The organism is Shewanella alkalitolerans, from assembly GCF_019457575.1.
In the GTDB taxonomy this organism is placed as follows: domain Bacteria; phylum Pseudomonadota; class Gammaproteobacteria; order Enterobacterales; family Shewanellaceae; genus Shewanella; species Shewanella loihica.
Window position 1 is genome coordinate 3,272,378 of record NZ_CP080422.1, and the last position, 14,830, is coordinate 3,287,207.

Genomic DNA, 14,830 nt, shown 5'->3' on the forward strand with positions numbered 1-14,830 from the left:
AGATGAAAACCTCATTAGGACCGATTCAATATTGCTGGCCCAAAGAGAAGGTGGTCGAATTTTATGAGACCGTGGCACAGAGCAGCGTGCCCCTGGTCTATCTGGGCGAGACCGTCTGCAGTCGTCGCCGCGAGCTTAAGTTCAGCGACTATCTCGCCCTGGCGCGCATGCTGAAGGCCGCTGGCAAGGAGGTGGTGCTCTCCACCCTGACGCTTATCGAGGCGCAGTCGGAATTTCTTGAACTCAAGAAGCAGGTAGAAAATGGCGAGTTCACCATAGAGGCTAACGATGTCGGCGCCATCTATCTGGCCAAGGAGCATGGGCTCCCCTTCGTCTGCGGGCCCAGCATCAACAGCTATAACGCCGCGACCCTGAAGAAGTTTGCCAGTTGGGGCATGCAACGTTTCGTGATGCCGCTGGAGCTGTCCAAAGCCTGGCTCACTCAGGTACTTGAGGACCTCGGCCCGCGCCAGGTCGAGGTGGAAGTGTTCGGTCATGGCTTCATGCCGCTGGCCCATTCGGCCCGCTGCTTCACCGCCCGCCACAAGGGGCTGACCAAGGATAAGTGTCAGACCATCTGTATCGAAAATCCTGAGGGATTACTGGTGCAGACCCAGGAAGATCAGCCGCTGCTGCGCCTCAACGGCATACAGACACAATCGGCCAACTATATGGATCTCTGCGACCAGCAGACTCAGATGCAGGCCTTGGGGGTCGACTACTTCCGCATCTCACCCTCGTCCCTGGCATCCATCGCCTTGGCCGATGAGTTACCGGCCAAATCGGCCAGCCACGACAGACAGTGCAACGGCTACTGGCATCAGCTGCCGGGTCTGACCCTTAGCTAGGTGAGCGGCAACTAAGAAAAATAAGTAGGACTCATCGGGGAATTCTAAAAAAACAGATAAAACGTCGACTTAGATAAAAAGAAAGGTTAACCGAGTCGACGCGTCTCTCGCTGGGTCCACACCAGCGAGAGTAGCCAACCCATGAAGCTAAACAGCGCGGCCCACTCCATGATCACAGGGCAGCGAAACTCGGGTCTTGGCTCCACCATCACGAGATCATGGTAAAACCAGGTTCCGCTCGCCACCACGCCATCATCCGTATGGGCCAACAGGATAAACACCAGTAGCAAGCCCAGCGTCAGGCCAGAGATCAACAGGCTACCGCGCAGGACAAAGCGCTTGGGCCTGTCTCTGCGTCTCAACAGGTAGACAAGATACGCCGCCACGCTCATCGCTGCGAAGTAGAAGAAATATTCTATGCCTAAGATATGCAGATGATAGACGTTAACCGGAAACAGGCCGACACAGGCCAACGCCAGAAGCGATGCCACCAACACAGAGAAGCTGGTCAACACCCAGGGGCCGTCACTGTTTTGCAGGGCAAACAGGGCAAATAACACCAGGCTCAAACTGCCGAAGAAGAGTCCGCCGTTAAACACCACCGCCAGCTCGGAGTGGCCATACTGACCCAGCTCACTCAGGGAGAAGTTGTAGAAGCTAAAGCCTTGGCCGCTGTAATCGCTGAATCCTAAGCTGGCCGCCACCAAGCCGATAAGATGTCCTACGAGTCCAAGCAAGCCAAACCTAAATGCTAATTTAGACAGTTTCTGCTCTTTTGAAGTCATAGGCCCTTTATCGTTTAACACACTCATTGGTTAACCATATATGGAATCAGAATTTTTTGCAGAGGTCTAGCGCATATTTCTGACACGGACTGAATAAAAACTCAACAAAAATCATACATGATAATCATAGTTCACCTCCACTAAAGGGGTATCTCTCAGACTAAACGTCGCGCCGCCACGCAACACCCAGGCAACAAATGCACAACCTTGTTTTCAAAGGAGTTTAACCAATAATTACCTAGCCTAGACCTTGGCAATTTAGGTACAATATAAATAGTCATAAAGTGCTAATAACTATGCTGCGGCGGTGAAACGGTTCACCAAGCATTATAATCGTTTTACATCACTGGACTTAGGGGGTAACCTTCCCCGCTTATCTCATGAATGGATATTCAGAGTGTATTGATTAACGGATCTTTGAGTAGATGGCTGCCCACGCTTGGGAAGCAAAGAATAAAGGCTAAATAAAGTGGCTGAAAAACAAACCCATAACATTAAAACCGTGCTGACGTTTCTAGTCCCTTCCATTATCGGACTGTTACTCTTCATGACCCCCATTAGCTATCAAGATGCCATCACGATCCCCATCGCCATCGTATCTAAGGGGCTGCAAAATCTATTGGGCGATAGCATTGTCGCCATCGTCACCGCCATTGTGGTGCTCACCGCTGTCGCGACTCTCATCTGCAAAGCGGCAAAACCCGCGATACTCAATCGCTATCCCTTCTTTCGCGCCCTGCTCGACGTCAGCCCCATGTGGGCCCTTGTGCGTGTGCTGGGTGCCATCTTCATCGTACTGACCTTTACCGGCACTGGGCCCGAGGCGATTCACTCGGGCAATACCGGCGCACTGGTACTCAACGACCTGCTGCCCGTGCTATTTTGCGTGTTTATCTTTGCCGGCATGTTGCTGCCACTGCTGCTTAACTTCGGCCTGCTGGAGCTGTTCGGCACCCTGCTGACCAAGGTGATGCGCCCGGTGTTCAACCTGCCGGGACGCAGCGCCATCGACTGTATGGCCTCCTGGCTTGGCGATGGCAGCGTCGGCATTCTGATGACCAGTAAGCAATATGAATCCCGTTTCTACACCCAGAGAGAAGCGGCGGTGATCGGCACCACCTTCTCGGCAGTCTCTATCACCTTCTCACTGGTGGTGATCTCTCAGGTTAAGCTCGAGCACCTGTTCGTGCCCTTCTATCTCACCGTCTGTCTGGCCGGTGTGGTCGCGGCCATCGTTGTGCCTAAGCTGCCCCCGCTCTCTTGGAAGAAAGATCACTACATAGATGAGACCCCGCGTCATCCCGACGACGAGGTTATCCCTCATGGTAAGGGCGTCTTCGCCTGGGGCCTGGAGCAGGCGCTGACCAAGGCGGCCAAGGCCGAAAGCGTGGGTCATACCCTGAAAGATGGTCTGAAGAACGTGATCGACATGATCTTCGGCGTGATCCCTGTGGTGATGGCCATAGGTACGGTCGCCCTGATGATCGCCGAATACACACCTATCTTTAACTATCTGGGCATGCCATTCATTCCACTGCTTGAGCTGCTACAGGTGCCGGAAGCCGCCGAAGCTTCTAAGACCATAGTGGTGGGCTTTGCCGACATGTTCATCCCGTCGATCCTGGCCAGCTCCATCGAGTCTGACATGACCCGCTTCATCATCGCCGCCATGTCGGTGACCCAGCTGATCTACATGAGTGAAGTGGGCGCCCTGTTGATTGGCAGCAAGATCCCGGTCAATATCCTCGAGCTGTTTGTCATCTTTATCCTAAGAACCCTGGTCACCTTGCCGGTGATCGCAGGCGTCGCCCACCTTATCTTCTAAGGCAGAGGCGTAAACTAAAAAAGGGCAGCTCAGGCTGCCCTTTTTTATGGCCGCAATGGCACATTATCTTATTCATTCAACTCGCAATTTCCCCAAAGACTTCTAAACTTAAACACTCAAGCAGCGCTCATTGTATCGGGATTTACGCGGCTGTTTTTCGCCCCCCATCCCCAAAAAAACTGAGCGCCAAACCGCCCCCTAGATCACAAGGGCCAAGTTATGACTTGCAAACACACGAGTTGGCGCGCCTAGATGAGAGCACTCATTCTCTCACTCCTGCTATTGCTACTGGTGAGCCAGCCCAGCCTAGCCTTCAGCTATCAGCCGCAGTTTGATTCCTTCGGCGCCAAGGAGGGGCTGTCGATGAACACGGTCACAGATATCGTCAACGACAAGGAGGGACATCTGTGGATCGCCACCCAGGCCGGGCTCAACCGCTACGATGGTAAGCGTTTCAAGATCTTCGACACCCAGGGGGATAATCGCAGCCCATCGGCCAAATATATCAAGAAGCTGCATTTCAGCCGCAGTACCCTCTGGCTCATCACCCGCAACGAAGGGATCAACCGCTATCATGCCGACAGCGGCATCTTCGAGCCCTTCAACGCCAGTAACAGCCCGCTGCCCGACGATATCGTCGATCTCGATGAAGATGCCCAGGGTAACCTATGGATCGCCACCGCCGACAATCGCCTGCTCTACTTCTCCCCCGCCAGCAACAAGCTGCTGGCGACCCTGGACAGCAGCACTACTCAAGGACTGCCCAGCGGGCGCATCAACACCCTGTATCGCGACCGGCAGGAGAGGCTCTGGATAGGCACGCTCAACGGTCTCGCCAGCCTCAAGCAGACAGCAGATGAGATTAGTGTCACCCAATACGCTCCTGACGTGCGCGGCGTCTCCGCCATCGAGGCGGGTAAGAGTAACACCCTCTGGGTCGGCACCCAGACCCGCGGCCTGTTCCTGCTGGATATCACCAACGATCAGGCCATGGCGATCGCCGCCGTGCCCGCCAGCCCCGCCTTCTCCATCTCCGCCCTCAGGCGGGATAAGTTCGGCAGCCTCTGGATAGGCTTTCGTGCCCAGGGGCTGGCCAGATATGAACCGAGTCGCAACGAGATCCACAGGCTCAACGCCTCCGCCGAGAACCGCTACAGCATCAACAGCCCAGTCATCACCTCCTTGTGGATAGACAACGAGCAGCAGCTGTGGATCGGCAGCAAGGGCGGCGGCCTGAGTAAGACCTTTCTCGACGCCCAATATTTCGGCCATATCCATGGTTTTAGCTTCAACGACAATAATCTGCTCAACGTGGACATTCGCAGCCTGCTGGAGGACAGCCAGGGCACTCTCTGGGTCGGCACCGCCAGTGGTGTCTACCGGGGGCTGAAAAATCCCAGGGGCGAGCTGACGGGCTTCATCCCCTTCCATGTGCAAAACCCCGCCCTCAGTCAGGCCTTCATCAGCTTTATCAAGGAAGATGAGCTGGGTCAGCTATGGATAGGCACCCGGGGCGATGGCCTCTTCATCTATACCGCCGACAAGCAGAGCTACATTCACTATCTGGCCGATGCCAAGAGCCCCAACAGCCTGCCCAGTAATCAGCTCTATTCGCTCTATTTCGATAGGCAAGGGACCCCCTGGATCACCAGCAGCGATGGCGGCATAGCCAGATACGCCGGCATAGCCACAGGCTTTATCGCCGTGCCTCTGCCCATCAAGACGGTCACCGACATGCTGCAGGACGCCGACGGCAACTACTGGCTCACCTCCTCCAGCGACGGCCTGCTGAGGCTCGCGGCCAATGGCGAGATCACTCACTTCGCCAGCCACACACCCCACGCCTTGCCTAAACAACACCTCTTCTCCATCGTCGCCGGTGATAACCACAGCCTGTGGATCGCTAGCAACGAGGGGTTACTGCATTTCAATACCCAAGACTTCAGCAGCCGACTGCTTACCACGGCAGATGGCCTGATCGACGACACCATCTACCTGCTGTTTGCCGACCAGCGCCGCCACCTCTGGCTCGGCACCACCAAGGGGCTAACCCAGCTCGACCCGGACAGCCTGAAGACCACCAACTACACAGATATCGACGGCATACAAGATAATGAGTTCAACTTCGGCGCCGCGGCGCTCGGGCGTAACAACAGCCTCTATCTTGGCGGCGTCAACGGCTTTAACCATTTCAATCCGGCCCAGCTGCCCCGTCGTCAGCCACCGACCCTACCGGTGATCACAGATCTCTTTGTGCTGGGTCAGGCCCAGGGACTCCCCGACATGGACCAGGGCACGCCAAGGCTGCCCCCTTCGCTGGCACTGCCCCATACCGCCGATATCTTCTCGCTGCACTACCACAGCCCGGATCTGCACAACGCCACCCGGCTCAGCTATCAGTACCGCCTGCTCGGGCTCAACGACACCTGGATAGCAGGCTCGCCGGAGCAGGTCGCCTACTTCACCGGCCTCAATCCGGGCAACTATCTGTTTGAGATCCGCGCCAAGGATATCAACCAGCAATACAGCCCCATCAGGCGCCTCAAGATCATGCTCGAACCTGCCCCATGGCAGTCCCCCTTCGCCTACACCTTATACTTCACCCTGACCCTGATGCTGGTAAGCCTGATCTTCTATCGCAAGTGGTCCCAGTACCAGCAGCAGGCTGCCCTGCTGCACGAGGTGGCCGAGAGTGAACAGCGCCTGCAGCTAGCCCTGTGGGGCAGCGGCGATGAGTTTTGGGATTGGAATATCGTTCATGGCAATGCAACCCGTACCAACACCTTCCTCAAGTACCCCGAGCAGGAACTGGAGCTTAAGAAGACCATAGCCACCTGTGTCCACCCGGACGACATCCCCAAGGTGTCACGGGTCGCCAAGGAGTGCATCAACGACCAGATAGATAAGTTCTCCCTCACCTATCGTGGCCTGGCGCCCGACGGCGAGTGGCTCTGGGTGCTCAATCGTGGTCAGGTGGTAGAGCGTGACGAGGCGGGCAAGGCGGTACGCATCGCAGGGACCATCAAGAACATACAGCAGCAGAAAGAGACGGAGCACGCCCTGCGCGAGCTCAATCAGCGTCTCGAGCAACGCGTCAACGAGCGCACCCTGGAGCTGCAACAGCGCAATGACGAGCTGAAACACACCCTGGATGAGCTGGAACATACCCAGGGCGAGCTGATGGACAAGGAGAAGATGGCGGCGCTGGGCGGCCTGGTGGCCAGTATCACCCACGAGGTCAACACTCCCATAGGGATCAGCGTCACCGCCGCCTCCCACCTGCAGGAGAGCGTCAAACACTTCGACCAGCTCTATCACCGCGGCGAGATCACCGAAGAGGATTTCGAGCAGTATCAGAATGAAGTGGCCGAGTGCTGCCGACTGATCCTGGCCAACCTGGAGCGCGCCTCTAAGCTTATCGCCAGCTTCAAACAGGTCTCGGTGGATCAGTCCCACGAGGATGTGCGCGAGTTCGACCTGCATGCCTACCTGGAGGAGATCTTCATCTCCCTCAACCCCATGCTGTCTCGCACGCCCCATGAGTACAGCTATCAATGTCCGGAGAAGCTGATCATCCAGAGCACTCCAGGGGCCTTCTACCAGATCGTCAGCAACCTGTTTAACAACTCGGTGATCCACGCCTACCCCGACGGCAAGTCTGGTAAGCTCAACCTGGACGTCGAGCGAACCGACCAGGGGATCTGCATCACCTATCAGGACGATGGCTGCGGCATGTCCCAGGAGGTTCAGGCCCAGGTGTTCCAGCCCTTCTTCACCACCAAGCGCGGCAAGGGCGGCAGCGGTCTGGGGATGAACATCGTCTCCAACATAGTCACTCAGGTCCTAAAGGGCGAGATCAGCATAGACTCCCAGGAGGGGCGCGGCAGCACCTTCATCATACATTTGCCCGACAGCCTGATCGTTCGCTAGGCGTCATCTGGCTGCAATAATTTGTTCATCTCTTAGTCAAACTCCCCTCTTACTCTGGCGCTATGGATAGGGTGTCTCCATCACGGGCACCATCCCTTACACAGCGAGCAGACCCCATGCAAAAGATGATCTTCACCGTAGACGATGTGGTTGCCAACAACCTGCCCAAACTCAATCAGAGCCCCTGGCTGGCGACCCCCACCAAGGCGCTGTTGCGCTATTTTCTGATGGAAAAAGAGTGCCATGCCATCACCCAGGAGTTCGATTACCTGGAGGGGGTAGACTTTATCGAGCAGGTCCTGGCCAGTTTCAACTTCACCTACAGCGTGCCCAGCACAGAGGTGGAGAATATCCCCAGCGAGGGGCGAGTGGTGATCTACGCCAACCACCCTATCGGCTCACTGGACGCCCTGGCGATGATCAAGCTGATCAGCAAGGTGCGCCCCGACATCAAGGTGGTGGCCAACGAGCTGCTGATGGCCCTGGAGCCGCTGCACTCCATCCTGCTACCCGTTCGCAACATGACAGGCGGCACCCCCAAACAGCACCTGGAGAAGATCCACCAGCACCTCAAGAGCGAAGGCGCCGTGCTGATCTTCCCCTCCGGCGAGGTTTCGCGCCTGCGCCCCAACGGCGTGAGGGACCTGCACTGGCACAGCGGCTTTCTGAAGATCGCCAAGGCCTGTCAGGCGCCGCTGCTGCCCATGTTTGCCGATGCCAAGAACTCGGCCACCTTCTACGGTGCCTCGATGATCTACAAGCCTCTGGCCAGTCTGCTGCTGGTCAAGGAGATGTTCAAGCAGGCCAAGCGCACCATGCCCCTGCGCATAGGCCAGCTGATCCCCAAGGAGGTGGTGGCCAGCAGCGACTTCCCGCTCAAGACCCAGGTGAAGCTGCTGAAGAATCATCTCTACCGTATCGGCAAGAACCGCAGCCCCCTGTTTAAGACCCAAAACGCCATCGCCCATCCCGAGTCGCGCAGCGATCTGATCGAAGCCCTGTCCCAATGCGAGCTGCTGGGCCAGACCCACGACGAGAAACTCATCTATCTCTACCGCCACAAGCAAAGCAATCCCATCATGCGTGAGATAGGCAGGCTGAGGGAGATCGCCTTTCGCGCCGTAGGTGAAGGCAGCGGCAAGCGCCGCGACACAGACAAGTACGACGCCGACTACCTGCACCTGGTGCTCTGGGATCACAAGGCGCTGGAGCTCGTCGGCGCCTACCGTTTCGCCAGCGCCAAGAGTCTCTACCAAGATGAGCATAAGGGCCTCTACAGCCAGTCACTGTTTCAGTACCGCGACGAGTTCGCCCCCTACTTCGAGCAGGGGCTGGAGCTGGGGCGCAGCTTCGTGCAGCCTAAGTATTGGGGCAAGCGCAGCCTGGATTACCTCTGGTTCGGCATAGGCGCCTTCCTCGCCAAGCATCCAGAGTATCGTTACCTGTTCGGCCCCGTCTCCATCAGCGACGCCCTGCCGGAGCAGGCCAAGGCGATGTTGGTCTACTTCTACCAGACCCACTTCTGCCCGGTGCAGGAGCTAGCCCACGCCAACAGTCGCTACAGCTTCACCCCAGAGCAGCACGAACAGTTAGATAGCCTCTTCCCCGGCGAAGACTATCAGGCGGAATTTAAGCTGCTCAAACAGGCGCTGGCCAGTATGGGCGCGGCCGTGCCCGCCCTGTATAAACAGTATGGCGAGCTGTGCGACGGTTTAGGGGTGAGTTTCCTCGACTTCGGCATAGACGCCGAGTTTGGCGACTGCATCGACGGCCTGGTACTGGTGGATACCCACAAACTCAAGGCCAAGAAGCGCGCCCGCTACATCGACTGTCACCTGCCCGAACTCAACACCAGCGGCGAAGACAGCCCGTTGAAATAGAAATAGAAATAGAAATAGAAATAGAAATAGCGCTAGCAATAGCGCTAGCTCTTGCGCTAGCAGGGCTATCTTCAAGCATAAAAAAGACGCCTCAGGGCGTCTTTTTTATCGCTAGCTTTTGTGGATTGGTTCTGCGACAAGCTTTTGTGAATTTGTTTTGCGACAAAGGCTTGTCGTTAGCTCTGCGAGTTAGTTCTGTGAGTTAGTTTTACCAATAGCTTTGGCGGACTCTCAATTAACCATCAGTCCAAGCCACCAAGCTTAACTATTTAGTCCTGAATCTCTAGTCATGAAAGCGCATCAGCAGGGCGCGATAGATGCGGTAGAGACGCACTATCTGCGCCAGCTCTACCCGCTCGTTGACCTGATGTATAGTGCTATTGGGAAGCCCCAGCTCGATCACCTGGGTCTGAGAAGATGACAGAAAACGCCCGTCTGAGGTGCCCCCTGAGGTGGAGAGGCGCGGAAAGCTGGCGGTGACCTCGAAGATCGCCGCCTCCACCTGGGCGATCAGGCTCTGCTCATCATTTTCTTGGGTATGATAGGGCTGACAGCCCCGCTCCCAGCGCAGGCTAATGGCATCCTCCCCCAGGGTAAGCCCGTCGAGACAGGCCTGGATCCGCGCCATGATCCCCGCCTCGCTGTAACGATAGCTGTAGCGGATGTTGAAGCAAATTTCACAACTGCCGGGCACAATGTTGTCGGTAAACGCCCCCGAGTCCACATGGGTCACCTGCAGGCTAGTGCCGGGAAAGTCGTCGCTACCTTCATCCCAACTAAGCGCTTCTAGCGCCTGCATCACCCGCGCCGCCATATGCAGGGCATTGACCGCGTTCTTGGGATAGGCCACATGTCCCTGCTTGCCTTTGAGCGTTAGCCGGGCCGAGATGGCGCCGCGACGGCCAATCTTAATCACATCGCCCGCCTGCTTATCGGCGGTCGGTTCGGCCACCACACAGTACTTGGGCAGACGGGCCTGAGCCTTGAGGCGCTCGACCAAGGTGCGGGTTCCATGTTCCGCCTCGCCCTCTTCGTCGCTGGTGACGATAAACTGCCAGTTGGCCTTAGGCACGCCATGACAACTGATGTGATCCTCGACCGCCGCCAGCATCACAGCCAGGCCAGATTTCATATCCACCGCGCCGCGGCCAATCAGCATGCCATCCACTAAGGTGGCGGCAAACGGCGGCGTCTGCCAGCGGCTCAGATCCCCTGGCGGCACCACATCCGTATGCCCGGCCAGCGCCAGCTGCGCCGGGCGCTCATCGAAGGAGGCCAACAGGTTGCTCACCCCCTGATCCTGATAGTGACTGACGTCGAAGCCCATTGCCGCAAGCCTTTCCCCCAGCCACTGCTGGCAACCGGCATCTTCCGGGGTGATAGAGGGGCGGCGCATCAGCTCACGGCAGTAACGCACCGCCTTGTGCTGGCTGAGCTCTTCCCGGCTTAGCTCTTCCCGGCTTAACTCGTCTTGATTATGCTTGCCTTGGCTGAGCTGCAAATGACTGGGATCGACATAGAAAGGGTCGGACTGGCTGGCCTGGGATGCCAATGGCATGGATTTCATCTTTTTGCCCTGATACTAAGATAAACCCAATCATTAAAGGGCAAACCCATGACATTTATGTGAAATTTAGATGGTCATTTGTTGAACATTCATTTATCTGTTATAACTGGAAACAGGGTGAACATTCACCAAAGTCACTGAGAACCTTACAAAACTCAGTCAACCTCCCCCTAAGTCTCAGGAGTCTGCCATGGCAACACGGGTATCGGAGATCATGAGCACCAGGGTCGTCACCATAGAGATGGACGACAGGCTTACCATAGTCAAAGAGATCTTTGACAGCGCCCCCTTTCATCATCTGCTGGTGATCGAGAACGACAGCTTGCAAGGCGTGCTATCTGAGCGCGACTATCTGCGCACCCTCAGCCCCCATATCGGCAGCATAGGCGAGACGGAGCGCGACAGCGATACCCTGCAGCGCCGCGCCCATCAGGTGATGAGCCGGGATCCCATCACCATAGCCCCCGAGGCCGACATCAAGACCGCCGGGCAACTCATGCTGGCCCACGACATCGGCTGCCTGCCTGTGATGGCATTTAGCAAGATAGTGGGCATCATCACCTGGAAAGATCTGCTGCGCGCCTTCTGCCATGATGATCTGGTTCCCCAACAGGAATAGTGCTCGCCAGTTTTGTAAAATGCCTTGCTTATCAGCCTCGAACGACAACCTTAAACGACAAACCCAGGTCAAATGACCTGGGTTTGTGTTATTTGAGCTGCGGCTCAAAGCTGCTGACTCGGTACTTTCTAGATAGCCCAGCCGCCCATGTAGAAGACCACCAGACCGATAGTGATGGCTAACACACCAGGTTTCAGCGCGCGCCACTCACCGCTGGCCAGACGGCCAACCACTAGGGTCACGAAGCCCAGCATGATACCGGTAACGATATTACAGCTGAGGATGATGAACACGGCGCAAGTCAGTCCCGCCATGGCATCGACCTTGTCGTCGAAGTTCAGCTTAGTCACGTTGCTCAGCATCAAGAGGCCCACATACATGAGCGCCGGCGCCGTAGCATAGGCCGGCACCAGGTAGCTCAGCGGCGCAAGGAATACCATCAGCAGGAAGAGCACGCCGACGATTGTTGCCGTCAGGCCCGTCTTACCACCGGCCGCGGTTCCCGCCGCCGACTCAATATACACGGCCGCCGGCGCGCCGCCCACGGCGCCTGCGAAGATGCTGCTCATGGAATCTGAGGTCAGCGCCTTACCGCCACCGACAATGTTGTCTTTCTCATCCAGCAGTTCCGCCTGACCGGCCACCGCGCGAATGGTGCCCGTAGCATCGAAGATCGCCGTCATCACCAGCGCCAGCACAATAGGCAGCACCACAGGGTTGAGGGCGCCCATGATATCCAGCTGACCGATAAGCGACTTATCTGACATCAAATCAGGCAGGGCGAATAAACCCTGGTAGGTCACGCTTGGGTCAAACGCCAGGCCAAATACAGAAAGCGCGATGATCACCAGCAGAATGCCACCGGGTACGCCGCGGCGCTCTAGGCCTATGGTGGCCGCTAGGCCAATCACTGTTGCGATAACTGGCAGGCTGTGGATATCGCCAAGCTTCACCGGCAGGCCAGCGTCGTTGGCGACGATCAGATGCACGCTATTGGTGGCGATCAGCAGCAGGAATAAGCCGATGCCTATGCCGGTACCGTGGGCGATCCCCTTAGGCAAGTTGGTCAGTACCCACTGACGCACGCCGGTGACACTCACCAGGGTGAAGACCACGCCCATGAGGAAGATGGCGCCCAGGGTCACGGGAATCGAGATCCCCTGGCCCAGCACCATGCTAAAGGCGGTAAAGGCGGTCAGTGAGATGGCGCAGCCAATCGCCATAGGCAGATTAGCCCACAGCCCCATCAGCAGGGAGCCGAAGGAGGCAATCAAACAGGTGGCCACGAAGACGGCGCCGGGATCGAAACCGGCGGCGCCCAGCATGTTTGGAACCACGATCACCGAATAGACCATGGCGAGGAAGGTGGTTAAGCCGGCAATCACCTCTTGGCGCAGCGTGCTGCCGCGGGCGGTAATGGCAAAATAACGGTCAAGCAGGGAGCTTGCAGGTACAGCGGGTGCAGCGAGAGTCTGTTCAGACTTCATAGTAGTTACCTTTTTTGATCTCTTAATTTGGAAGGCTGTGGCAAGTTAGAGCCCCACGACAGATGTCTGTGGGTGAGAGATCCACTGGGTACTTATTGGTGTACCTTACGTGACCTGCAGATCGGTAACCGAGGAGATACCGACCTTTTAAGGTAAGCAAACACTTACCCATAACACAGCCTTTGTTGGCGGCGCATTCTACAGCAAAGACTGTGACATAAACTAGAGCAAGCTAACAATTCGCCAAACTTTTGTTCAACTTTCGTGCGAAGGCCTTTTTAGCCTGAGATACCGCGACAACCATGGGATATACGCGCAAGAGAACACTCAGTTAACTCATTTAATATCAGATAGTTAAAAACGAACTCTTCACCATCAAACCGCCAGGCTCAGTTTTATTCATATTTTTTCATAACTTGTCACCCTTGGTTCATGCCAGGCAGCACCCCCATTCACATCCCTCCTCTACCATGCATGCATAGACAAAGATCAACTAAGAGAGTCTGTCATGCCATCACACCCAATAAGCGAAACACGAGATCAGGATAAATCCAAAGAGCTCAGAGCCCTCGGCTTCATCATAGTGCTGCTCTTCCCGATGCTGACCGTCACAGGCATCAGCGCCTATGGCTTCATCATCTGGATGATCCAGGCCTTCGGCGGCGTCGTCGCCCATTAACACATTACCAACTTGAGAAAGGATGTTGCTATGAAGTGGTTTATCACCCTTTGGCGTACCCTCAACAAACCCGCCAAAACCCTCACCCTTGGCGCCATTAGCCTGTCAGCCTTCCTGATGGGCATCATCTTTTGGGGTGGCTTCAACACCGCCCTGGAGGCGACCAACACAGAAGCCTTCTGCATCAGCTGCCACAGCATGGAGAGTAAACCCTACCAGGAGCTGCAAAGCACAGTGCATTGGTCGAATCACTCAGGCGTGCGCGCCACCTGCCCCGACTGTCACGTGCCCCACAACTGGAGCCGTAAAATCGGCCGCAAGATAGAGGCCTCCCACGACATGTGGGGCTGGCTGCTGCAAACCGTCAACACCGAAGAGAAATTCGAGGCCAAGCGTCTGGAGATGGCGAGCCGTGAATGGAAACGTTTCGATCGCGACAACTCACTCGCCTGTAAGAACTGCCACAACTATGACTCGATGAAGTGGGACGAGATGTCCAAGCTGGCCCAGAAGCAGATGAAACGCGCCGCCGAGTTGGATCAGAGCTGTATCGACTGCCACAAGGGGATCGCCCACAAGCTGCCTGACATGGGTACCTCACGCGCCCCTGAGCTTATCGCCCAGGTAGGTTCTGGCGAGAGCAGTCTGTTAGTCGGCGAAAGCTACTTCAGCGCCCTGACCAAGCCACTGTTCTTCAACGAGAAGACAGACGTCGAGGCGGGCACACTCAACATCGCCACTAAGGTGAAGGTGCTTGAGGTCAAGGGTCAACGCGCCAAGGTAGGTATCGATGGCTGGCGCAAGAAGATAGGCGCAGGCCGGGTGATCTACTTCGATTTCGGCATGAACATCCTCTCGGCACAACTGTCGAAAGACGCCGCCCTAGAGCCTGGCGTGATGCAAGTGTTCGAAGAGCAGCAAGACCCGCTCACCGGCCTGATCTGGCAGCGCGTCGAGGCGCAGATCTGGGTGGATGGCGACTATCTGGTCAAAGACCTGCAACCACTCTGGGATTACGCCCGCGACACTTACTCCAGCAGCTGTAGTGTCTGTCACACCCAGCCCGATGAGGCCCATTTCGACGCCAACACCTGGCCTGGCATGTTTCAGGGAATGATCGCCTTCGTCAACATGGACCAAGACACCCAGGCACTGGTGCAGAAATACCTGCAAGAACATTCATCGACTTTTGCCACCTCAGCGCACTAAC

Annotated in this window: 10 protein-coding genes; 7 read left to right on the forward strand and 3 right to left on the reverse strand. The window is 56.4% G+C overall.

Annotated features, from left to right (window positions below):
- Positions 1 to 2 precede the first annotated feature (2 nt).
- Positions 3 to 848 carry a U32 family peptidase gene (locus tag K0J45_RS14315; protein ID WP_220043049.1) on the forward strand — a complete coding sequence of 282 codons (846 nt, stop codon included), beginning with the start codon at positions 3 to 5 and terminating at the stop codon, positions 846 to 848.
- Positions 849 to 934: 86 nt separating this feature from the next.
- Here K0J45_RS14315 and K0J45_RS14320 read toward each other — a convergent pair whose 3' ends face one another.
- Positions 935 to 1,585 (reverse strand): hypothetical protein, encoded by a 651-nt coding sequence (locus tag K0J45_RS14320; protein WP_220043050.1) that lies wholly within the window; start codon positions 1,583 to 1,585, stop codon positions 935 to 937.
- A gap of 517 nt (positions 1,586 to 2,102) precedes the next feature.
- Here K0J45_RS14320 and K0J45_RS14325 point away from each other — a divergent pair.
- The 3 genes from K0J45_RS14325 to olsF all read left to right on the forward strand — a co-directional run bounded on the left by K0J45_RS14325 (position 2,103) and on the right by olsF (position 9,268).
- Positions 2,103 to 3,458, forward strand: a complete 1,356-nt coding sequence (locus K0J45_RS14325) for a YjiH family protein (RefSeq protein ID WP_220043051.1) — start codon at positions 2,103 to 2,105, stop codon at positions 3,456 to 3,458.
- 252 nt (positions 3,459 to 3,710) lie between these two features.
- Entirely contained in the window at positions 3,711 to 7,388 is a 3,678-nt protein-coding gene (locus K0J45_RS14330; RefSeq protein WP_220043052.1) for a sensor histidine kinase, read from the forward strand.
- 125 nt (positions 7,389 to 7,513) lie between these two features.
- Positions 7,514 to 9,268 (forward strand): bifunctional ornithine lipid synthase OlsF, encoded by a 1,755-nt coding sequence (olsF, locus tag K0J45_RS14335; RefSeq protein WP_491572542.1) that lies wholly within the window; start codon positions 7,514 to 7,516, stop codon positions 9,266 to 9,268.
- A 283-nt stretch (positions 9,269 to 9,551) separates the two neighbouring features.
- On the opposite strand, the gene dapE is transcribed toward olsF, so the two are convergent.
- Entirely contained in the window at positions 9,552 to 10,826 is a 1,275-nt protein-coding gene (gene dapE, locus K0J45_RS14340; protein ID WP_220043054.1) for a succinyl-diaminopimelate desuccinylase, read from the reverse strand.
- A 199-nt stretch (positions 10,827 to 11,025) separates the two neighbouring features.
- On the opposite strand from dapE, the gene K0J45_RS14345 reads away from it, so the two are divergent.
- On the forward strand, positions 11,026 to 11,454 hold the full coding sequence (locus tag K0J45_RS14345) for a CBS domain-containing protein (protein ID WP_220043055.1): 429 nt from the start codon (positions 11,026 to 11,028) through the stop codon (positions 11,452 to 11,454).
- 128 nt (positions 11,455 to 11,582) lie between these two features.
- Here K0J45_RS14345 and K0J45_RS14350 read toward each other — a convergent pair whose 3' ends face one another.
- Positions 11,583 to 12,941: an NCS2 family permease gene (locus K0J45_RS14350; RefSeq protein ID WP_144203785.1), complete on the reverse strand. Its 1,359-nt coding sequence runs from the start codon at positions 12,939 to 12,941 to the stop codon at positions 11,583 to 11,585.
- A gap of 508 nt (positions 12,942 to 13,449) precedes the next feature.
- On the opposite strand from K0J45_RS14350, the gene torE reads away from it, so the two are divergent.
- Together torE and torC are read left to right on the forward strand one after the other, a co-directional pair.
- Positions 13,450 to 13,620 (forward strand): trimethylamine N-oxide reductase system protein TorE, encoded by a 171-nt coding sequence (torE, locus tag K0J45_RS14355; RefSeq protein ID WP_220043056.1) that lies wholly within the window; start codon positions 13,450 to 13,452, stop codon positions 13,618 to 13,620.
- Between the two features lie 30 nt (positions 13,621 to 13,650).
- A complete protein-coding gene (torC, locus tag K0J45_RS14360) occupies positions 13,651 to 14,829 on the forward strand; it encodes a pentaheme c-type cytochrome TorC (RefSeq protein WP_220043057.1) in 1,179 nt (392 codons plus the stop codon).
- Position 14,830: the final 1 nt, after the last annotated feature.

Coding starts and splice junctions, on each gene's coding strand:
- torC (WP_220043057.1), top strand. CDS start 13,651: ATGAAGTGGTTTATCACCCTTTGGCGTACCCTCAACAAACCCGCCAAA.
- olsF (WP_491572542.1), top strand. CDS start 7,514: ATGATCTTCACCGTAGACGATGTGGTTGCCAACAACCTGCCCAAACTC.
- dapE (WP_220043054.1), bottom strand. CDS start 10,826: ATGCCATTGGCATCCCAGGCCAGCCAGTCCGACCCTTTCTATGTCGAT.
- K0J45_RS14350 (WP_144203785.1), bottom strand. CDS start 12,941: ATGAAGTCTGAACAGACTCTCGCTGCACCCGCTGTACCTGCAAGCTCC.
- K0J45_RS14315 (WP_220043049.1), top strand. CDS start 3: ATGAAAACCTCATTAGGACCGATTCAATATTGCTGGCCCAAAGAGAAG.
- K0J45_RS14345 (WP_220043055.1), top strand. CDS start 11,026: ATGGCAACACGGGTATCGGAGATCATGAGCACCAGGGTCGTCACCATA.
- torE (WP_220043056.1), top strand. CDS start 13,450: ATGCCATCACACCCAATAAGCGAAACACGAGATCAGGATAAATCCAAA.
- K0J45_RS14330 (WP_220043052.1), top strand. CDS start 3,711: ATGAGAGCACTCATTCTCTCACTCCTGCTATTGCTACTGGTGAGCCAG.